This window comes from Streptomyces dangxiongensis, from assembly GCF_003675325.1.
Classification (GTDB): Bacteria; Actinomycetota; Actinomycetes; order Streptomycetales; family Streptomycetaceae; genus Streptomyces; species Streptomyces dangxiongensis.
This window is the reverse complement of the sequence record NZ_CP033073.1, coordinates 927809-950827: the sequence shown is the minus strand read 5'-3', so window position 1 is coordinate 950827 and position 23019 is coordinate 927809. Positions and strand designations below refer to the sequence as shown.

Sequence of the window (23019 nt, the reverse complement as noted above, 5' to 3'; positions counted from 1 at the left end):
CCGTGTCCGTCCGTTCGTCGGATCGTCCGCAGCCGTACCGCTCATGACCGTGCTCGTCACCGCGGCCCTCGCCCTGGCCGGGCTCGCGCTGTTCGTGCTGGGGGCCGCCCTCGGGCACGGCGCGGCGCGCCGGCAGCTCGAGCACACGGCCGGCACCGACGGGACGCGCGCCCTCGCGCACGCCCTGCACACCGCCGCGCTCGCCGCGGCGCCGCTGCGCGCCGGACTGACCCCGGACACGGCCCGCAGGACGGCCCGTCGGCTGCGCCCCCTGCTCGGCGCCCCGGCCCTCGCCCTCGCCGACGACACCCGCGTCCTCGTCTGGGACGGCGCCGCCGAACACCATCGCGACCAGCTCGCGACCCAGTTGGCCCCCACCCCGCGCCCCCGTACTCTGGCGCTGTCCTGCGCCGACGAGGGCTGCGCCGTGCGCTGGGCCGCCCTGGTGCCGCTCAGCGCCGGCGGGGTGGCCGCCGGCACGCTCGCCGTGTTCGCGGGCGCCGAGTCCGCCACGCTGCTCCGGGCCGCGGAGGAGGCGGCCCGCCGGCTCTCCGTGGACCTCGACCTCGCCGGGCTCGACCGGGCCCGCTCCAGCGCGCACGAGGCCGAGGTGCGGGCGCTGCGCGCGCAGATCTCCCCGCACTTCGTATACAACTCCCTCGCGAGCATCGCCTCCTTCGTCCGCACCGACCCCGGCCGCGCCCGCGAACTGCTGCTGGAGTTCGCCGAGTTCACCCGGTATTCGTTTCGCCGCGACGGTGACTTCACCACCCTCGCCGAGGAACTGCGTTCCATCGAGCAATACCTGGAGCTGGCCCGCGCCCGGTTCGGCCACCGCCTCCAGGTCACCCTGCGCATCGCCCCCGAAGTGCTGCCCGTGACGCTCCCGTTCCTGTGTCTGCAACCCCTGGTCGAGAACGCCCTCAAGCACGGCCTGGAGGACTCCGTGGAGCGCAGCAGGGTCACGATCACGGCCGAGGACGAGGGCACCGAGGCCCGGGTCGTGGTCGAGGACAACGGTGTCGGCATGGAACCGGAGCGGCTGCGCGGGATCCTGCGCGGCACGGCCGGGGCGTCCACCGGCATCGGTCTGAGCAACGTGGACCGCAGACTGCGCCAGGTGTACGGCGACGACCACGGCCTGGTCATCGAGACGGGCGTGGGAGCCGGTACGAAGATCACGGTCCGGGTGCCGAAGTTCCGGCCGGGCGTCCAGGCGCCCCCGCCCTGACGCCGCCGTCCGGCCACTATGGCCGAACCCCGACGGTTGCGCACCGGGTGAGCGGGCCCCCGTCCCCGTGGCATTGCTCACGTTCACACGGGCGCCGACGGGGGCAGGGCTCTTCTCCGGGGACGCGGGGCGGTGAGCTGCCTTGCCGCGGGGACAGGGGTGGGACTTGTGTGGGGGAATGGTGAACGGTGGTAGTGATCACGCGTGCGCTCGGCCGGTCGTCGGCGAGCGTTAACGGCAGCGTCACGGCGATTCGTGGTGCTTCACCGCATGAATACGTATGGTTGTGCGAAGGGATCCATGGGCGGATGGCGAGGGCGGTATTTCTCGCCGGTCATGTGAGGTTCGTGCGCGACTGCGGTTCACCATGCGTATAGGCAACACGGACAACCGGCGCACAGGCCAGGGGGGTTACTTGATGTTCTTCATCAGACCGGGCCGTGTCAGGCAGGAGCCGTTCCGGCAGGGCGGAGTGCGCAGGCCGTTCGTTCGCGCAGCACGGCGGACGGGGCGCTGAGGCGTTCCGGTCGAGTCGGAGAAGGGCGGGCCGCACGGTCGTGCCGTGCGGGCCGCCGGCGGACAAGGCAGCTGTGAGGTGCGGAATCGTGCTGGACGGCGGACGCGAGCAGACGCAGGACACCTTTCGACTCCTCCGGGCGAGTCCCCGGAGAGCCATGGCGAGGGACAGGGCACCACCTCCGAGCGGCCCCGAAGAAGCGGCCAACGGGTCAGAGCGACACCCCCACGAGATCAGAACGCCACCCGATCACGAGTCAGAGGTTGTAGTGCCCCCGCGATATTCAGTCATCTCCGAACAAATTCTTCTGGAATCATCTTCCGAACCGGGCCGCTCTATTGCACAATCCGCGCTGTTCTGGCTCGACGGACGGCTTGGCAAAGGCATGGAGTTAGCAGCCGCGGCGTCGCAACCCGCCCCGGGGGAACGAGCCGGTCGCGGCAGCTCGCTGGAGGCCCGCATCTGGTACGCCACGCTGCTGACACGAGTCCGCGGCCTGCGGCCGGCCGGCCGTCTCGTCGCCGCGGCCACCTCCGCCCCCCACGCGCCGCACCGGCCGGAGGTGCAGGCGGCGCTGCACCTGTGCCAGGCGGAGATCCACCTCGCCGGGGGCAGACCCGCCGAGGCGGCGGCAGCGGCCGAGGCGGGGCTCCGGCTGGCCGGCCAGGCCGGGAGCCGCGGTCTCCCGCCGAGGGGGCATGTGGTCATGGCCGTGTGCTCGGTGCGTTCCCTGGACCTGACGACGGGCCTGCTGTACGCCAACTACCTGCGGGACGCCGGCCTGCTCGGGCAGGAGAACCTCATGCCGGGCCAGTGCGTGTGGGCCGCCGCCCAGGCGCTGGAGGCCCGCAACGGCCTGGAGAGCGTGGCCCATCTGCTGAAGGGCATCGCCTACGACGACGTACTCGCCGGCGACCTGCTGGTGTCCCAGCCGGCAGCGGCCTCCTGGCTGGTCCGGGCGGGGCAGCGCCTCGGCGACGACGACCTCGCCGAGGGTACCGTCCGCCGCATGAGCGGGATCGCCCTGGCCAACCCGAGCTTCCGCAGCGTACAGGCGGCGGCGGAGCATGCCGCCGCGCTGTACGAACGGGACGCGGACGCCCTGGAGACGGCCGCGGAACGGCATCTGGACCCGTGGGCCCGGGCGTCCGCGCTGGAGGACGCGAGCCGCATACGTTCCGCGCGCGTCTCGGAGCGCGACCGGGCGGTCGGCCTGCTCCGGCGCGCGGCCGACGCCTACCTGGGCGCGGGCGCGTCCCGTGACCTGTCCCGGGTGCAGAGCCGCATCCGGGAACTCGACGGCCAGTGCGGCCGGCCGGCCCGCGGCCGGACCCGGGTCAGCCGGCTCACGGACACCGAGTTCGCGGTGGCCGAACTGGTCAGCCAGGGCCTGACCAACGGGCGGGTGGGCAGCCAGTTGTACATCTCGCCCCACACGGTGGCGTTCCATCTGAAGAAGATCTTCCGCAAGCTCGACGTGACCTCCCGCGTCGAACTGGCCCGCTCCTGGAACCGGATCCTGGTGGAGGAACGCGCCGACTCGCCACGGGAGTCCGAGCCCGGGTTCAAGATCCGCCCGCCCATGGCCCGGCAGGCCGTGTAGCCAGCCGTCGGCGCGGGGCCGTCGTCGCAGGTGGCAGTCCCGCGCCGAGACCACCGTCCCCGCCCTACCAACCTGAGGGATGCCGCCGCGGTGGTGTCTGCCCGTAGCCTCCGATCGAGGGATGCACCGCTCCTCACCGTGGTGTGCCGTCCGTCGGCGAGTGCCGGCCGGAAGGGACCGGGCGGGTTGCCGGAACAGCCGTACAAGTGGCCAGGAGTCATGTCATGACACATCTTCTGCACATCGACGCGAGCATCCGCACCGCCGAGTCCGTGACGCGGCAGCTCACCGCCGAGTTCGCCACCCAGTGGCGGCAGAACCACCCCGACGCCGCTTACACCTACCGCGACCTCGGTGCCGAGCCGGTCCCGCACATCACGCACGAGGTGCGGGAGTGGCTCTTCGACCCGACAGGCGACCCGCACGGCGTCAGCCCCGAGGAGCAGGCGCTCACCGAGGCGCTCGTCTCCGAGGTCCGCGAGGCGACCACGATCGTGCTCGGCATCCCGATGTACAACTACACGATCCCGTCGTCGATCAAGGCATGGATCGACCGGCTGGTCAGCCCGGCCCACATGATCCTCCCGGGCGCCGAGTCCGGCGCGCTGAGCGGCAAGAACGTCATCGCCGTCACGGCGCGCGGCGGCTCCTACGCCCCCGGCACCCCGCGCGAGGGCTGGGACTACCAGGAGCCGTACCTGCGGGCCGTGCTCAGCGCCATCGGCCTCGCCGACCACCTGAGGTTCGTGCACGCCGAACTCACCTTCGCGGCGATCGTGCCCGCCATGGCGGAGCTGAAGCCGCTGGGCGAGAAGTCCCTCGCGGATGCCCGCGAGGCCCTGCGCAAGCTGGCTCTCTGACCTTCGGCACCACCGTTCTCGCGGGCGGGCGCACCCGTGGGGGGCGCGGTTCTCCGCGGCCAGGTACGTTCGCACACACTGTGGGGAAGGTGCTTCATGAGCGAGATGCTCTCCTACGAAGAAGTCTGGTCACGCACCCATCACTTCGACCCGCCCGCGATCTTCGACACGCTGCGGGAGGAACGCCCGCTCACGCGGATGGCCTACCCCGACGGTCACATCGGCTGGATCGCCACCAGCCACCGGCTCGTCCGGGAGGTCCTCAGCGACCCCCGTTTCAGCCACAGCCTGGAGATCGGCCACTTCCCGGTCACCAAGTACGGTGCTCCCGTACCGCAGTTCGCGGCGCTGCCCGGCATGTTCATCCACATGGACCCGCCGGACCACACCCGCTTCCGCCGCATGCTGGCGCGGGAGTTCACCGTCCGGAGTGTCGCCGAACTCGCCCCCCGCGTCGAGTCCGTGGCCGCCGAGCAGATCGAGGCGGTGCGCGAGCACGGCGCGCCCGCCGACCTGCTCGCCACGTTCGCCAAGCCGTTCGTCCTGCGGGTCCTGTCCGAGCTGGTCGGCCTGCCGTACGAGGAGCGGGACCGGTACCAGGACGTGCCCGCCATCACCCACGACCCGGACGGTGACGCCGAGGTGGCGATGGCCGCCTACGGGCAGGTCGGCGCGCTCATCGGGGAGACCATCGAGCGCAAGCGCAAGGAACCCGGCGACGACATCATCAGCCGGCTGCTGGCCGCCGGTGAGCTGTCCGACGAGGAACTGGGCAACATGGTGGCCCTGTTGCTCTTCGCGGGTTACGAGACGACGGAGAGCGCTCTCAGCGTCGGTGTGCTGGCGCTGCTGCACCACCCCGAACAACTCGCCGCCCTGCGCGCCGATCTCACCCGCGTCGACGCCGCGGTGGAGGAGATCCTCCGCTATGTGACCGTCAACCAGTACGAGATCTTCCGCACCGCGCTGGAGGACGTCGAGCTGGACGGCCGGACCGTGAAGAAGGGGGAGACCGTCACGGTGTCCCTGCCGGCCGCCAACCGCGACCCGGCGAAGTACGGCTGCCCCGCACAGCTCGACCTCGACCGCGACACCGCCGGACACCTGGCGTTCGGCCACGGCATCCACCAGTGCGTCGGCCAGAACCTGGCCCGCCTCGAACTGCGCACCGGCCTGCGCGCGCTGCTGGAGGCCTTCCCGGACCTGCGGGCGGCCACGCCGGCCGAGGAGATCCGGCTGAGCCTGCGCGGATCCGTCTTCGGCCTGAAGAGCCTGCCGGTCACCTGGTAGCACCCCCTGACAGCAGCCCCCTGGTAGTGCCTCCGCCCCTCCCACCTCCGGCGGCGCGGCGGCGCCCCGCGCAATGTCGCGCGGGGCCGGCCGCCTGACCGCCGCGCGCGTTTCAGCGCGGCGCGGGGATGTTCTGCTCCCGTCGTTTCCGGACGACGACCGGCTGTCCGATGCCGCACAGCCGCCCGCGCAGTGTCCGGCAACCACTCCCGACCCGCTGCCGCCCTGTGGAAGGAGTCCGAGGCGTGCGTCCCGACCTGGTCACACCGCTTGCGGTCACGCTCCGACAGCACGCTTCCCGCACTCCGGAGAAGGTCGCCTTCGCCGACGACCGGCGCTCCGTCACCTACGGCGAGCTGGAGGCGCGTACCCGGCGGCTCGCCGGGCATCTGGTCCGCCTCGGTCTGCGGCGCGGAGACCGGGTGACACTGTGTCTGGGCAACTCCGTCGCCATGGTGGAGGGTTATCTCGCGGTCGTGCGCGCCGGCGGCGTCGGTGTCCCCGTGAACCCCCGGTCCGCGCCCGCCGAGCTGGAGCACCTCCTCGCCGACAGCGGCGCGGTGTTCGCCCTCGCCGGGGCGAGCGATGCAGTGACGTTTCTTCAGGCGGTGGCGTCCACCGCCCCCCGTACGACCGTCCTGCTGGCCGGCACCACGTCCGTCCCGCCCGGCACCCACGCCTGCGACGAGCTGGCGGTCACCGATCCTGGCACGCCCGCCCCCGACGACCTCGGCCTGGACGAGGTGGCCTGGATGTTCTACACGTCCGGCACCACCGGGCGCCCCAAGGGCGTGCTGTCCACCCAGCGCAACTGCCTGTGGTCGGTCGCCGCCAGCTACGTGCCCCTGCCGGGCCTCACGCCGGACGACCGGGTGCTGTGGCCGCTGCCGCTCTTCCACAGTCTGTCCCACATCGCGTGCGTGCTGTCCGTGACCGCCGTCGGCGCCACCGCCCGTCTCACGGACGGCAGTTCCGCCGACGACGTACTGGACCTGCTCCGCGAGGAGAAGGCCACCTTCCTCGCCGGCGTCCCCACCACCTACCACCACCTCGTCGCCACCGCCCGCCGCACCGGCCTATCCCTGCCCGACCTGCGCATCGGCCTCGTCGGCGGCGCCGTCACCGGCTCCGAGCTGCGCCGCTCCTTCGAGGAGACCTTCGGCGTCCCGCTGGTCGACGCCTACGGCAGCACCGAGACCTGCGGCGCGATCACCATGAACCCGCCGGACGGCGCCCGCGTCGAGGGCTCCTGCGGGTTGCCGGTCCCGGGCGTCGGCGTCCGCGTGGTCGACCCCGGCACCGGACAGGACGTGCCCACGGGGCAGGAGGGTGAGGTCTGGGTCAGCGGCCCCAACGTCATGGTGGGCTACCACAACAGCCCCGAGGCGACCCGCGCCGCCCTGCGCGACGGCTGGTTCCGCACCGGCGACCTGGCCCGCCGGGACGCGGCCGGCTACTTCACCGTCTGCGGCCGGCTCAAGGACCTGATCATCCGCGGCGGCGAGAACATCCACCCCGACGAGGTCGAAGCCGTCCTTCGCGGCGCCCCCGGGGTCGCCGACGCCGGAGTCGCCGGCGCCGCCCACGACACCCTGGGCGAGGTCCCCGTCGCCTGGCTGGTCCCCGGCCCGGCCGGTCTCGACACGGCCGCCCTCCTCGAACACTGCCGCGCCCGGCTCTCCGCCTACAAGATCCCGGAGCGGATCCACGAGACCACCGCCGTCCCGCGCACCGCCTCCGGGAAGATCGTCCGCCGGCTGCTCGCCGCACAGCCGTACTGGCCGAGGTACACCGCCGACGGTCACCACGACGCCCTGGTGACCCCCGCCTGGATCCCCGCGCCCGCCGGACCCGCCACCGCCCGCCCGGCCGCGTGCGCCCTGGCCGGCGAGGACACCACCGCACTCGCCGCCGCCCTGCGCACGGCCGGCGTCCGCATCGACCTCCACTCCGACCTGGCGTCGGCGGCGCGTAGCGACGCGCCCCTGACCGTTCTGCTGCCACCGGCCGACACCACCGACCCCGCCGCCCCGGCCCGCGCCCTCACCGCACACGTCACCAGCGGCGTCGCCCCCGCTCCGCTCGTGGTCCTCACCCGGGGAGCCACGTCCGCCGGCGACACCGCGCCCGACCCCGCGGGCGCCGCACTGTGGGCCGCCGTACGGTCCCTCCAGGCGGACGGACACCCGCAGGTGACCGTCATCGACCTCGACACCGACGGCCCGGACGCGCACACGCTGCTCATCGCCCTCACCACGGACGAACCACAACTGGCCGTGCGCGGCGACCGGTTGCTGGTACCCCGGCTGCTGCGCACCCCCCTTGACGACCGGCCGCGCCCCGCCCCGGCGCTCACCCGCCCCGGCACCGTCGGCGTCACCGGCACGGACACCCCCCTCGGCGCCGCGCTCGCCCACCACCTCGCCGACGTCCACCGGGCCGGCCACCTGCTGCTCGTCCACGCACCCGGCACCACCGACGCCACCGACCCGGACGCCTGGCCCCCCGGCATCCACACCACCAGCGTCACCGCCGACGGCGCCGACCTCGCCCACGCCCTCGCGGCCCTACCGCACCCGGTCACCGCGGTGGTGCACACCACCGGCGACCCCGACCTCGCCCGCACCCTCGACGAACTCTCCGACGACAGCGCCGAGTTCGTCATCATCACCGACGGCTCCGCCGTTCTGGGCGCACCCGGCGACCCGGATCGGGCCGTCCGCGACGCCCGCACCGAGGCCGTCGCACACGCCCGCCGGGCCCGTGGCGCCGACGCGGCCACCCTGGCCTGGACCGGCTCCCGGGACACCGAGGACGGGACGGACCGAACCGCCGACCTGCTAGCCGCGTTCGACGTACTCCTGGCCGGCCGGACCCCCGCCCTCCTCGCCCCACGGCCCGCCCTGCCCGACCCGACCCGGCCGGCGCCCGCGCTCCTGCGCGCGCTGACCGAACCGCCGGCCCGGCAGGTACGGCCCGACCCGGCCGTCACCGCGGCCCTGCGCGCCCGCCTGGCCGGCCTGGACGAACGCGCCCGACTCTCCCACCTCGAACAACTGGTCCGGGAACAGGCCGCCGCGGTCCTGCACGGACCGGACGCGGCCCCGCTCCCCGCCGGCCGCGCCTTCCGCGACCTCGGCCTGACCTCGGTGACCGTCGTCGCCCTGCGCGACCGGCTCACCGAGCACACCGGGCTACGGCTGCCCACCACAGTCACCTTCGACCACCCCACCCCGCGCGACCTGGCGGCCCACCTGCACGGTGCGGTCCTCGGCCGGGACGACGCCCCGGCCCGACCGGAGCAGCCGGCCGGCGACGCCGACCCGCAGGAGCCCATCGCCATCGTCGGCATGGCCTGCCGACTGCCCGGTGGCGTCGACACCCCCGACGAACTGTGGCAGTTGCTCGCGGCGGGCCGGGACGCCGTATCCGGCTTCCCGACCGACCGGGGCTGGGACCTGGACGGCCTCTTCGACCAGGACCCCCGGAGGACCGGCACCTCCTACGTCGACCAGGGCGGCTTCCTGCCCGACGCCGGCCGGTTCGACGCGGGCTTCTTCGGCATCTCCCCGCGCGAGGCACTCGCGATGGACCCGCAGCAGCGGCTCCTGCTGGAGACCTCCTGGGAGGCACTGGAACGGGCCGGCATCGACCCGACCTCCCTCAAGGGAACCGACGTCGGCGTGTTCGCCGGTGTGATGGGCCAGCAGCAGTACGGCACCGGCGGCCAACTCCCGGCGGAACTCGAAGGCTTCGTCACCACCGGCACCGCCACCAGCGTGGCCTCCGGCCGGGTCGCCTACGTGTTCGGCCTCGAAGGCCCCGCCGTGACCGTGGACACCGCCTGCTCCTCCTCCCTGGTCGCCCTGCACCTCGCCGCCCAGGCGCTGCGGCGCGGTGAGTGCTCCATGGCCCTGGCCGGCGGCGCCACCGTCATGGCGACCCCGGGCACCTTCGTGGAGTTCTCCCGGCAGCGCGCCCTGGCCGCCGACGGCCGCTGCAAGTCGTACGCGGACGCCGCCGACGGCACCGGCTGGGCCGAGGGCGCCGGCGTCCTCGTCCTGGAACGGCTGTCGGAGGCCCGCCGCAACGGGCACCGGGTGCTCGCGGTGGTCCGGGGCAGCGCGGTCAACCAGGACGGCGCCTCGAACGGCCTCACGGCCCCGAGCGGCCCCTCCCAGCAGCGGGTGATCCGCAAGGCACTGGCCGACGCGGGCCTGACCCCGGCCGACGTCGACGCGGTCGAGGGCCACGGCACCGGCACGACTCTCGGCGACCCGATCGAGGCGCAGGCCCTGCTCGCCACCTACGGCCAGGACCGCGAACAGCCCCTCTGGCTGGGCTCCCTGAAGTCCAACATCGGACACACGCAGGCCGCCGCCGGAGTCGCCGGTGTCATCAAAATGGTCCAGGCGATGCGCCGCGGTCTCCTCCCCGCCACGCTGCACGTCGACACCCCCTCCTCCCAGGTCGACTGGTCGGTGGGCGCCGTCGAACTCCTCACCGAGGCCCGGGACTGGCCCGAGACCGGCCGTCCCCGCCGGGCCGGCGTCTCCTCCTTCGGCGTCAGCGGCACCAACGCACACGTCATCCTGGAACAGGTACCGGACGAGCCCGTCGCCCCCACCGAGACGCACGACGGTGTCGTCCCGCTGGTGGTGTCGGCGGCTTCGGAGGGTGCTCTGGCCGGGCAGGCGGAGCGGTTGGCGGTGTTCGTCGGTGCCACGGATGCGTCGTTGGTGGAGGTCGCGGGTGTGCTGGCGGCCCGGCGTGCGGTGCTCTCGGAGCGGGCGGTGGTGGTTGCCGGTTCGCGTGCGGAGGCGTTGGCGGGGCTGGGTGCGCTGGCTGGAGGGGAGTCGGCTGCCGGGGTGGTGAGCGGTGGTGTGGCTGCCGCCGGGCGGACGGTGCTGGTCTTCCCCGGTCAGGGTTCGCAGTGGACCGGTATGGGGCGGGAACTGCTTGAATCCTCGGCGGTGTTCGCCGAGCGGGTCGGGGAGTGTGCCCGGGCGTTGGAGCCGTGGGTCGACTGGGACCTGAAAAGGCCGTGCTGCGGGGTGAGGTCGACCTGCTGGCGCGCGTCGACGTCGTACAGCCGGCGAGTTTCGCCGTGAACGTCGGGCTGGCGGCTGTGTGGGCGTCCGTGGGTGTTGTACCGGATGCGGTGGTCGGGCATTCGCAGGGTGAGATCGCCGCCGCATGTGTGGCGGGTGCGCTGTCACTGGAGGATGCGGCGCGGATCGTCGCGGTGCGTAGTCAGGTGATCGCGGGGGAGCTGGCGGGCCGGGGCGGCATGGCTTCCGTGGCGTTGTCCGAGGCGGAAGCGGTCGTCCGCATCGCGCCCTGGGACGAGCGGGTCGAGGTCGCTGCCGTCAACGGCCCGTCGTCGGTGGTGATCGCGGGCGATGCCGAGGCTCTGGACGAACGTTGGCCGTGCTGGAGGCCGAGGGCGTGCGGGTGCGCCGGGTCGCGGTGGACTATGCGTCGCATACCCGTCATGTGGAGGCGATCGAGGGGGCGTTGGGGGAGGCGTTCGCGGAGATTCGCGGTCAGGCGCCGGTGGTGCCGTTCTTCTCGACGGTGACCGGTGGGTGGGTGCGTGAGGCGGGTGTCCTGGACGGTGGTTACTGGTACCGCAACCTGCGTGGTCAGGTGCGTTTCGGGCCGGCGATCGCCTCCTTGCTGGCTGAGGGGCATTCGGTGTTCGTGGAGTCCAGTGCGCATCCCGTGCTGGTGCAGCCGGTGAACGAGGTGGTGGACGAATCGGGGTCCGAGGCTGTTGTCGTCGTGGGTTCCCTGCGTCGTGATGAGGGTGGGCTGCGGCGGTTGTTGATGTCGCTGGCCGAGGTGTTCGTCAAGGGTGTGGCGGTCGACTGGACGGGTGTGCTGCCCGAGGGTGCCGGGGCGGCGGACGTGGAGTTGCCGACGTACGCCTTCGAGCACCGGCACTACTGGCTCAAGCCCGCTCCGGTGGCGGACGCCGCCTCCCTCGGGCAGGCCCGGGCCGACCACCCCCTGCTCGGCGCGGTCGTCGGCCGGCCCGACTCCGGTGGGTTCATGACGACCTCGCGGTGGTCGCTGCGCTCGCAGCCCTGGCTGGCCGAGTACCTCGTGGGCGACGACGCCGTCCTGGTGCCGAACGCGGCACTGGTCGAGCTGGCGGTCCGGCTCGGTGACGAGGCCGGGGCACCGGTCGTGGCGGAGCTGACCGTCGAGCGGCCCGTGGTCCTGCCGGCGCGCGGTGGCCGGGCCGTCCAGACAGTGGTGGGCGAGGCCGACGGCACCGGGCGGCGTACGGTCGAGGTCTACTCGCGTGCGGACGGCTCCGGACTGGACGCCGTCTGGACGCGGCACGCGCACGGCACGCTGGCCCCCGCCGCTCCGGAGGAGGACGACGACCGGCCGGCCGCCGGGCCCGGTGTCGAGGTGACCCTCGACGAGGCCGCCGGGGACGCCGACCGGTACGGCGTACACCCCACCCTGCTCGACGCGGCCGTGCGGACGGTAGTGCCCGCCGGTACCCACGCCGTCACCTGGCGCGGGGTCAGGCTGCGCGCGTCCGGCGCGACCACTGTCACGGTACGGTCGGCGGCGCAGGGCACCCGGCTGGAGCTGACGGACCGGGCCGGGCGGCCCGTGCTGAGCGTCGACGCCGTACTGTCCGAGCCGTTCGACCCGGCACGCGCCGGGCTCGCCGAGGCTCTCACCCAGGACGCGCTGTTCCGTGTCGACTGGACCGAGCTGCCGCTTCCGGCGGGTGACGGGACGCCGTCCGTCGTCACCGTACGGACCGCGCGGGACATCAGCGCCGACGCGGCCGACGCCGATGTCCTGCTGTACACGGCCGACGGCGTGGGCGGTGATCCACGGGCGGCGCTCACCGCCGTGCTCGCCGTCCTCCAGGCCTGGCTGGCCGAGCCCGCCCTTGAGGGGACCCGACTGGTCGTGACGGCCGCCGGTGCCGCCACCGACCTTGCCACGGCCGCCGTCCGGGGGCTGCTGCGCTCCGCCCAGTCCGAACATCCCGGCCGCATCGTGCTCGTCGAGGTCGACGGGCCGGACGACGCCCGGGAAGCCGACGCGGCCGTTCGCTCCGCCCTGCCCGGCCTGCTGGCCTGCGGCGAACCGCTGATACGGATACGGGCCGCGGGGGCTCCGGGCGTCCTGGAAGCTTCGCGTACGCCGGGGGCTCCGGGGAATGCGGCAGTTCCGGCGGCTTCCGGGGTTCTGGGTGCCTCGGGTGCCTCGATGGCCGACGTGCCCCGGCTGGTCCGGGCCGACGTGGCGGCGGGGGAGGGCGACACTCCGCAGCCGGGCCGCGCGCTCGATCCGGACGGGACCGTCCTGGTCACCGGTGGCACCGGCACACTGGGCGCGCTCACCGCGCGGCACCTGGTCACCGCCCACGGCATCCGCCGTCTGCTGCTGCTCAGCCGGCGTGGACCCGCGGCGGACGGCGCCGCCGCCCTGTCCGAGGAGCTGACCGCGCTCGGTGCCACCGTCACGCTCGCCGCCTGCGACACCGCCGACCGGGCGCAGCTCGCGGCCGTCCTGGACGCGGTGCCCGCCGCACACCCGCTGACCGCCGTCCTGCACACCGCCGGTGTCCTGGACGACGGCGTGGTCACCGCGCTCAGCCCGGAACGCCTCGACACCGTACTGCGGCCCAAGCTGGACGCGGCCCTGCTGCTGGACGAGCTGACGCGGGACCTCGACCTCGCGGCGTTCGTGCTGTTCTCCTCGGCAGCCAACGTGTTCGGCAACCCCGGACAGGCCAACTACGCCGCCGCCAACGCCTGCCTGGACGCGCTCGCCCGGCACCGTCGCCAACAGGGGCTGCCCGGCCTCTCGCTCGCCTGGGGCCACTGGGAGCGGGCCAGCGGCATGACCCGGCACCTCGGCGCCGCCGACCTCAACCGCAACCGGCGCCTCGGCATGACCGCGCTGTCCGAGGCCGAGGGCATGGCGCTGCTGGACCTCGCCCTGCGCCCCGGCACCGGGCTGCCCGCCACCCTGGTGGCCGCGAAGCTGGACCTGCCCGCCCTGCGCGCGGCAGCCCGCACCGCACCCGTGGCGCCCCTGCTGCGGGGCCTCGCCCCCGCGCCGCGCTCGCTGACCCGAGCCGCCGGCAGCGTGGACCGGGGCAGCCTGCGTGACCGCGTCGGCCGGTTGGACCCCGCCGCCCAGCAGGCACTGCTGCTGGATCTGGTCCGGCGCAACGCCGCCGACGTGCTCGGCCACGGCACCGCCGACGCCGTCCGCGCCGACCGGGCATTCAAGGACGCCGGGTTCGACTCACTGACCGCGGTGGAGCTGCGAAACCGGCTGGCGACCGCCACCGGTCTCACCCTGCCCTCGGCCGTCGTCTTCGACTACCCGAAACCCACGGCACTCGCCGGGCATCTGCGGGCCCGGCTCGCCGGTGACGGCACGGTCGCCCCCGCGCCCGCCGGACCGGTCCCCGCCACGGGCCCGGCCGCGCCCGACGAGCCGATCGCGATCGTCGCGATGGCCTGCCGCTTCCCCGCCGGGGTGCACAGCCCCGAGGACCTGTGGCGGGTCGTCGCCGACGGGGTCGACGCCGTCACGGAGTTCCCCGACGACCGCGGCTGGGACATCGACCGGCTCTACGACACCGACCCCGACAAGGCCGGCACGACCTACGTGCGGCACGGCGCGTTCCTCGACGACGCCCCCGGCTTCGACGCCGCGTTCTTCGGCATCTCCCCGAACGAGGCCCTCGCGATGGACCCGCAGCAGCGGCTGCTGCTGGAGACGTCCTGGGAGGCGTTCGAACGCGCCGCGATCGATCCCACCGGGCTCGGCGGCCGGGACATCGGGGTCTTCGTCGGGGTCAACAGCCACGACTACACCGTACGGATGCACCACTCGGCCGACGCCGAGGGCTTCCGCCTCACCGGCGGCTCCGGCAGCGTCGTGTCGGGCCGCGTCGCCTACCACTTCGGGTTCGAGGGCCCGGCCGTCACCATCGACACCGCCTGTTCCTCCTCCCTGGTCGCCCTGCACCTCGCGGCCCAGGCGCTGCGCAACGGGGAGTGCTCCATGGCGCTCGCCGGCGGCGTGATGGTGATGGGCAACGTCGAGACGTTCGTCGAGTTCTCCCGACAGCGCGGCCTGGCCCCCGACGGCCGGTGCAAGGCCTTCGCGGACGGCGCGGACGGCACCGGCTGGTCCGAGGGCGCGGGCGTACTCCTGGTCGAGCGGCTGTCCGAGGCACAGCGGCAGGGCCACCGGGTGCTGGCGGTGATGCGGGGCAGCGCCGTCAACCAGGACGGCGCCTCGAACGGTCTTACGGCGCCGAACGGGCCGTCGCAGCAGCGGGTGATCCGCAGGGCGCTGGCGAACGCCGGTCTCTCGGTGGCCGAGGTGGACGCCGTCGAGGCGCACGGCACGGGCACGGTCCTCGGTGACCCGATCGAGGCGCAGGCCCTGCTCGCGACCTACGGCCAGGACCGCGAGGAGCCGCTGTGGATCGGCTCGGTGAAGTCCAACCTGGGGCACACCCAGGCGGCGGCCGGCGTCGCCGGCGTCATCAAGATGGTCATGGCGATGCGGCACGGGTTGCTGCCCCGCACCCTGCACGTCGACCGGCCGTCCCGCCACGTGGACTGGTCCGCGGGCGCGGTGGAGGTCCTCACCGAGGCCCGGGCCTGGCCGGAGACCGGCCGCCCCCGCCGCGTCGGCGTCTCCGCCTTCGGCATCGGCGGCACCAACGCCCACCTGGTCCTCGAACAGGCACCCGCACCGGCCGAACCCGCGGCGGACAGCACCGCGCCGGCATCGGGGGACGGTGCTGCGCCGGCATCGGCGGACAGTGCTGCGCCGGCATCGGCGGACGGTGCTGCGCCGGCATCGGCGGACGGTGCTGTATCGGCGCCGGTGCACAGTGCCGTGCCTACGCCGGCCGACCGTGTCGTGCCCGCATCGGCTGACAGCGCCGTGCCGGCTTCGGCGGACTCCGAGGAGGCGTCGGCGCAGGTCACGAACACGAACGGCCTCTCCGGTGCCCCGGTGACGGTCACGGCCACGGGTGACGCCTCGGATGTCCCGGCACCGGCCGACGGCGCGGACGCGACGGCCGACAGCCCCCTCCTCTTCCCGGTCTCCGCACGCACCCCCGCCGGTCTGCGCGGACAGGCCGGCCGGCTCGCGGACTGGGTGGCGGAGCGGACCGGGACGCCGCTCGGCGCCACGGCCCACGCGCTCGCCACCGCCCGCGCCCACCTCGACCACCGCGCCGTCGTCCTGGCGGCCGACCGGCAGCGGCTCGTCGCCGCCCTGCGCGCGCTCGCCGGCGGCACCGCCGACACCGGCACCGTCACCGGCGGCCCGGCCGACGGCGAACTCGCCTTCCTGTTCACCGGGCAGGGCAGCCAGTGGCCCGGCATGGGCCGCGAACTCGCCGCGGCGGAACCGGTGTTCCGCGACGCCTTCGACGCCGCCTGCGCCGCCGTGGAACGGCACCTGGACGGACGACTCACCCACTCCCTGAAGGACGTCGTGTTCGCCGAGCCCGGCACCGAACAGGCGGCCCTGCTCGACCAGACCCTCTACACCCAGACCGCACTGTTCGCCCTGGAGACCGCGCTGTTCCGGCTGTTCGCCTCCTGGGGCGTACGGCCCGGACTGCTCGCGGGCCACTCGGTCGGCGAGATCGCCGCGGCCCACGCGGCCGGCATCCTGGACCTGGCCGACGCCGGTGAACTCGTCGCCGCCCGCGGCCGGTTGATGCAGGCCCTGCCCGAGGGCGGCGCGATGACCGCGGTCGAGGCCACCGAGGCCGAGGTGGCGCCCCTGCTCGCCCGGACACCCGGCGTCGTAGGGATCTCGGCGGTCAACGGGCCGCGGGCACTGGTCCTGTCCGGCACCGAGGACGCCGTCCTGGCCGTCGCCGGACGCCTCGCCCGGGACGGCCACCGCACCCGGCTGCTGTCCGTCAGCCACGCCTTCCACTCCGCGCTGATGGAGCCGATGCTCGACGAACTGCGCGCCGTGGCCGTCCGGCTCCGCTACCGGCCGGGCACCGTGCCGATCGTCTCCACACTCACCGGCGCGCTCGCCACGGACGGGCTGCTCGCCACCCCCGACTACTGGGTGGACCAGGCCCGGCACGCCGTGCGGTTCGCCGACGCCGTCACGACCCTGCGCGACCAGGGCGCCGTGACCCACCTCGAACTGGGTCCCGGCGGAGTCCTCAGCGCCATGGCCCTCGGCACGCTCGGACCGGACACCCGGGGCTGCGTCACCACCCTGCGCCGGGACACCGCCGAGGACACCGCCGTCCGTACCGCGCTCGCCGAACTGCACGTGCGCGGCGTGCCGGTCGACTGGACCGCCGTCCTCGGCCGGCGCGGACCGGCCGTCGGCCCCGACCTGCCCACCTACGCCTTCCAGCACCAGCGGTACTGGGTGGAGGGCGCCACCGCCACCGACGCCGAGGCGCTCGGCGCCCGGGCCGCCGGCCACCCGCTGCTGGGCGGCATCGTGGAGGTCCCCGGCACCCACGGCGGCACCGGCGTCGTCCTCACCGGGCGGCTGTCCGGACGCGGCCCCGGCCGCCTCCCCGGCGCGCACACCGGCGGTGACACCACCGTCCCGGCGGCCGTCCTGCTGGACCTCCTGGTCCGGGCCGGCGACGAGGCCGGCGGCGGCACCGCCGAGCGGGTCACCGTCGACGCACCCCTTCTCGCCCCCGCGCACGGGCACCTCCAGTTGCGCGTCTTCGTGGACGCCCCCGGCCCCGACGGCCGCCGCGATGCCACCGTGCACAGCCGCCCGGCCGGCCGCGAGGGCGAGCCGTGGCTGCGGCACGCCCACGCCACCCTGGCACCCGTCGTCCCGCGGCACGCGTTCGACCTGCGCACCTGGCCCACGGAGCCCGCCGAGGCCAGTGCCCTGCCCGGCGTGCGCGGGCTGTGGCGGCAGCCCGGCGAGATTCTCGCCGACATCGCCCTGCCGGCCGAACTCCTGGCAGAGACAGCGGACTTCACCCTGCACCCGGTGCTCCTGGACACGGCCCTGCGGCTCGCGGCCGAGGCCGCCCACGGTGACGCGGACGCCTGGTCACCGACCGGGTGCGCCACTCTCGCCGTGTACGCGGTGGGCGCCACCGAGCTGCGGGTGCGCGTCACCCCCGCCACCGGAGGCCACCTGGTGGAGCTGGCCGACTCCGACGGACGGCCCGTGGCCCTGCTCGGCCCCGTGACGTTCACCCCCGTCGAGGGCACCGGGGACACCGAGGGCACCGAGGGCTCCGTCCCGCGAGACACCGCCCCCGCCAGGCGTGTCATCCGCCGCGAACCCGCCGCCGACGGCGACGGGCTGGCCGCCCGGCTGAGCGGTCTCCCTGCAGCGGAACAGCGCCGAGTCCTGCTGGACCTCGTCCGGGAGAGCGCCGCCGTCGTGCTCGGTCACCGGGACACGGACGGCTTCGACGAGGGACAGCCGTTCAAGAACCTCGGCTTCGACTCGCTCACCGCGGTCAAACTCCGCAACCGGCTGCACGACTTCACCGGCGTCGGCCTGCCCAGCAGCCTGGTGTTCGACCACCCCACCCCGGCCCTGCTCGCCGACCACCTGCGCGGCGAACTCCTCGGCACCCGCCCGGAGCCGGCCGCCGTCACCCGCCGGGGCACGGCGGACCCGGACGAGCCCATCGCCATCATCGCCATGAGCAGCCGGCTGCCCGGAGGCGCCAACAGCCCCGAGGACCTGTGGCAGCTCGTCATGGACCGGCGTGACGCCATCTCCGCCTTCCCCGCCGACCGCGACTGGGACATCGACAGGCTCTACCACCCCGACCCGGCCCACCCGGGCACCAGCTACACCCGCGCCGGCGGCTTCCTGCACGACGCCGCCCGGTTCGACGCGGGACTCTTCGGTATCTCCCCTCGTGAGGCGCTGGCGATGGATCCGCAGCAGCGGCTCCTGCTGGAGACCTCCTGGGAGGCCATGGAGCGGGCCGGCATCGACCCCCTGTCCGCCCGCGGCCAGGACATCGGCGTGTTCACCGGCATCGTCCACCACGACTACGTGACCCGGCTGCGCCAGGTGCCCGAGGACGTCCACGGCTACGTCATGACGGGTACGGCCTCCAGCGTGGCGTCGGGCCGGGTGTCGTACGTCTTCGGCTTCGAGGGCCCCGCGGTGACCGTGGACACCGCCTGCTCCTCCTCGCTCGTCGCGATGCACCTCGCGGCGCAGGCGCTGCGCAACGGCGAGTGCTCCCTCGCCCTCGCCGGCGGCGCGACCGTCATGGCCAGCCCGGACGCCTTCCTGGAGTTCTCCCGTCAGCGCGGCCTGTCCGCCGACGGCCGCTGCAAGGCGTACTCCGCCACCGCCGACGGCACCGGCTGGGCCGAGGGTGTCGGCGTGGTGCTGCTGGAACGGTTGTCGGAGGCCCGCCGCAACGGGCACCGGGTGCTGGCGGTGCTGCGAGGCAGCGCGGTCAACCAGGACGGCGCGTCCAACGGTCTCACCGCCCCGAACGGCCCCTCGCAGCAGCGGGTGATCCGCAGCGCCCTGACCGCGGCCGGGCTCGGGCCCGCCGACGTGGACGTGGTCGAGGGGCATGGCACGGGCACCACCCTGGGCGACCCGATCGAGGTCCAGGCCCTGCTGGCCACCTACGGTCAGGACCGTGAACAGCCCTTGTGGCTGGGTTCCTTGAAATCCAACATCGGGCACACGCAGGCCGCCGCCGGAGTCGCCGGCGTGATCAAGATGGTGGAGGCGCTGCGGCACGGCGTCCTGCCCCCGACCTTGAACGTCACGGAACCCACCCCGCAGGTGGACTGGTCGGCGGGCGCGGTCGAACTGCTCACCGAGGCCCGCGAGTGGACCCGCGACGACCGGCCGCGCCGGGCCGCGGTCTCCTCGTTCGGCGCGAGCGGCACCAACGCGCACGTCATCCTGGAGGAGGCGCCCGACGCCGGGCCGGTCAACCGGCCGGAGGTGCCCGCCGGTGTCGTCCCGCTGGTGGTGTCGGCCCGCAGCGCGGCCTCGCTCGCGGCCCAGGCCGGGCGTCTGGCGGCGTTCGCCACGGACACCGGCGCGGCCCCGGCCGAGGTCGCGGGCGCGCTCGTCACCCGGCGGGCCCTGCTGACCGAGCGTGCCGTGGTCGTCGCCGGTTCGCGTGACGAGGCGGTGGCCGGGCTCGGTGCGCTGGCCCGCGGCGAGAGCAGCCCCCTCCTCGTGACCGGCACCGTCGCCGGCTCCGGCGGACCCGGCCGGACGGTACTGGTCTTCCCCGGCCAGGGTTCGCAGTGGCTGGGCATGGGCCGGGAGCTGCTGGAGTCGTCGCCGGTGTTCGCCGAGCGGGTCGAGGAGTGTGCCCGCGCTCTGGAGCCGTGGGTCGACTGGGACCTGAAGGCCGTGCTGCGGGGTGAGGTCGACCTGCTGGCGCGCGTCGACGTCGTACAGCCGGCGAGTTTCGCCGTGAACGTCGGGCTGGCGGCCGTGTGGGCGTCCGTGGGTGTCGTACCGGACGCGGTGGTCGGGCATTCGCAGGGTGAGATCGCCGCCGCATGTGTGGCGGGTGCGCTGTCACTGGAGGATGCGGCGCGGATCGTCGCGGTGCGCAGTCAGGTGATCGCGGGGGAGCTGGCGGGCCGGGGCGGCATGGCTTCCGTGGCGTTGCCCGAGGCGGAAGCGGTCGTCCGCATCGCGCCCTGGGACGAGCGGGTCGAGGTCGCTGCCGTCAACGGCCCCGCGTCGGTGGTGATCGCGGGTGATGCCGAGGCTCTGGACGAGGCGTTGGCCGCGCTGGAGGCCGACGGCGTGCGCGTCCGGCGCGTCGCGGTGGACTATGCGTCGCATACCCGTCATGTGGAGGCGATCGAGGGGGCGTTGGGGGAGGCGTTCGCGGAGATTCGCGGTCAGGCGCCGGTGGTGCCGTTCTTCTCCACGGTGACCGGTGGGTGGGTGCATGACGAAGGTGTCCTGGACGGCGGCTACTGGTACCGCAACCTGCGTGGTCAGGTCCGCTTCGGGCCGGCGATCGCCTCCCTCCTCGCCGAGGGGCACACGGTGTTCGTCGAGTCCAGCGCCCACCCCGTGCTCCTCCAGCCGGTCAACGAGATCTTCGACGAGGCCGCCGACGACAACGTCCGTCTCCGTGCCGTCGCCGCCGGATCGCTGCGGCGCGAAGAGGGCGGTCTCCGGCGGCTGTTGGCGTCGATGGCGGAACTCTTCGTCAAGGGCGTGGCGGTCGACTGGACGGCTGTGCTGCCCGAGGGTGCCGAGGCCGCCGACGTGGAGCTGCCGACGTACGCCTTCGACCGGCAGCACTTCTGGCTGCGTGAGGCGGAGACCACCGCGGACGCCCCGACGGCCGAGGGCGCCGAGACCGACTTCTGGTCCGCCGTCGAACAGGCCGACGCCGACTCCCTCGCCGAACTGCTCGACCTGGCCGCGGCCGACCAGCGCGACGCGCTGCGCACGGTCGTCCCCGTGCTCGCCGACTGGCGCGGCCGGCGGCGCGAACGGTCGGCGGCGGAGAAACTGCGTTACCACGTCACCTGGCGGCCCGTCGACCAGGAGGGCGCCGGTGTCCCGGCCGGCACCTGGCTGGCCGTCGTACCGGCGGCGCCGGCCGGCTCGGCGCCGGCCGAGCTGCTGCGGGAACTCACCGCGCGGGGACTGGACGTCGTCCCGCTGGAGGTCGCCGTGGCCGACGCCACCCGCGACCGGCTCGGCGAGCGTCTGGCCTCCGTCCTCGACGAGCACACCGTGGCCGGCGTCCTGTCACTGCTCGCGCTCGACCCGGCCGGCGAGGACGGTCCTCAGGACCCGGTTCCGCTGACGGCGGCCACCGTCGCGCTGGTGCAGGCCCTGGGCGACACCGGGGTCACACAGCCGCTGTGGTGCCTGACCCGGGGCGCCGTCAACACCGGCATCCAGGACACCGTCACCGCACCGGCCCAGGCGGCAGTCTGGGGCATCGGCCGGGCCGCCGCCCTGGAACGCGGCGACCGCTGGGGCGGACTGATCGACCTGCCCGCCACCCCCGACAGCCGGACCGTCCGGCATCTGCTCGGCGCGCTCGACGCCGCCGGCGACGACGACCAGCTAGCCGTACGCCGGTCCGGTGTGCACACCCGCAGGCTGCTGCGCAAGACCGCCCCCGACCCGGCCGCCGGCTCCGGCTGGCAGCCCCGCGGCACCGTCCTGGTGACCGGCGGAGCCGAGGGCCTCGGCCGGCACGCCTCCCTGTGGCTCGCCCGGTCCGGTGCCCGCCGGCTCCTCGTCACCACCACCGCCGCCGCACCCGCGGCCGCCGTCGGCGCACTCCGCGCCGAGGTGACCGCGCTCGGCACCGGCACCACCGTCGAGACGTGCGCCGACACCGACCGGACCGCCATCGACCGCCTGCTCGCCGAGACCCCCGGCGACCAGCCGCTCACCGCCGTCGTGCACACCGCCGACATCGCCCGCACCAGCACCGTGGACGACACGGGCGTACCCGAACTCACCGAGGTGTTCTCGGCCAAGGTGGACACCGCCAGATGGCTCGCCGGACGGTTCGCGGACACCCCGCTCGACGCCTTCGTGGTGTTCTCCTCCATCGCCGGCATCTGGGGCGGCGGCGGGCAGGGCCCGTCCGGCGCGGCCAACGCCGTCCTCGACGCCCTCGTGGAGTGGCGCCGCGGCCACGGCCACCCCGCCACCGCGATCGCCTGGGGCGCCCTCGACGAGGTCGGCGTCGGCATGGACGAGGACACCCTCACCCAGTTGCGCCGGCGCGGTGTCCTGCCCATGGCCCCGCACATCGCCGTCACCGCCTTCGAACAGGCCGTGCGGGCCCAGGAGAAGGCCGTCACCGTGGTCGACATGGACTGGGACGCCTTCATCCCGGCGTTCACCTCGGTCCGGCCCAGCCCGCTCTTCGCCGACCTGTCGGAGGCACAGGCCGCCCTGCGGGCCGGCCAGCCGGACACCGACGACGGCGACACCACCGCCGGCCTCGTGGAGTCCCTCCGCGACGTCCCCGAGGCCGATCAGAACCGCCTCCTGCTCCGGCTGGTGTGCGGACACGCCGCCACCGTCCTCGGACACAGCGGCGCCGAGAGCATCGGGGCCCTCCAGGCGTTCCAGGAGGTCGGTTTCGACTCGCTCGCCGCCGTCAACCTGCGCAACAGCCTGCACGTGGCGACCGGCCTGCGGCTGCCCGCCACCCTCATCTTCGACTACCCCACACCGGACGCCCTCGTCGGCTATCTGCGCTCCGAACTGCTGCGGGACGCCGACGACGGGCTCGACGGGCGGGAGGACGACCTCAGGCGAGCCCTCGCCTCCGTCCCCCTCGCCCGGTTCAGGGAAGCGGGCGTCCTGGACACCCTGCTCGGCCTCGTGGACACCGAGGACGCTCCCGCGTCCGACACGGCGGAACCGGCCGAGGACGACGAAACCCTGATCGACGCCATGGACGTTGCCGACCTCGTGCAGCGTGCTCTGGGCAGGACGAGCTGACCCCATGACAGCGGACGTACCACGGAGGACG

The 23019-nt window shown here is 74.3% G+C and carries 6 protein-coding genes and 1 pseudogene; all 7 read left to right on the top strand.

Annotated features, from left to right (window positions below; genetic code table 11):
• Positions 1 to 43: 43 nt before the first annotated feature.
• Positions 44 to 1231 carry a sensor histidine kinase gene (locus D9753_RS04265; protein ID WP_121785776.1) on the top strand — a complete coding sequence of 396 codons (1188 nt, stop codon included), beginning with the start codon at positions 44 to 46 and terminating at the stop codon, positions 1229 to 1231.
• Between the two features lie 902 nt (positions 1232 to 2133).
• Positions 2134 to 3351 carry a helix-turn-helix transcriptional regulator gene (locus tag D9753_RS04260; protein WP_121785775.1) on the top strand — a complete coding sequence of 406 codons (1218 nt, stop codon included), beginning with the start codon at positions 2134 to 2136 and terminating at the stop codon, positions 3349 to 3351.
• A 224-nt stretch (positions 3352 to 3575) separates the two neighbouring features.
• Positions 3576 to 4211: an FMN-dependent NADH-azoreductase gene (locus D9753_RS04255; protein ID WP_121785774.1), complete on the top strand. Its 636-nt coding sequence runs from the start codon at positions 3576 to 3578 to the stop codon at positions 4209 to 4211.
• Between the two features lie 96 nt (positions 4212 to 4307).
• Entirely contained in the window at positions 4308 to 5501 is a 1194-nt protein-coding gene (locus D9753_RS04250; protein WP_121785773.1) for a cytochrome P450, read from the top strand.
• 245 nt (positions 5502 to 5746) lie between these two features.
• Positions 5747 to 10612 carry a type I polyketide synthase gene (locus D9753_RS37600; protein WP_121785772.1) on the top strand — a complete coding sequence of 1622 codons (4866 nt, stop codon included), beginning with the start codon at positions 5747 to 5749 and terminating at the stop codon, positions 10610 to 10612.
• Positions 10498 to 11082: an acyltransferase domain-containing protein gene (locus D9753_RS39665; protein ID WP_121785771.1), complete on the top strand. Its 585-nt coding sequence runs from the start codon at positions 10498 to 10500 to the stop codon at positions 11080 to 11082. The genes D9753_RS37600 and D9753_RS39665 overlap by 115 nt, the downstream gene beginning before the upstream one ends.
• Positions 10992 to 22988, top strand: a pseudogene (locus D9753_RS37595) (type I polyketide synthase); the annotation flags it as partial. The gene D9753_RS39665 and the pseudogene D9753_RS37595, both read left to right, overlap by 91 nt.
• Between the last annotated feature and the right edge of the window lie 31 nt (positions 22989 to 23019).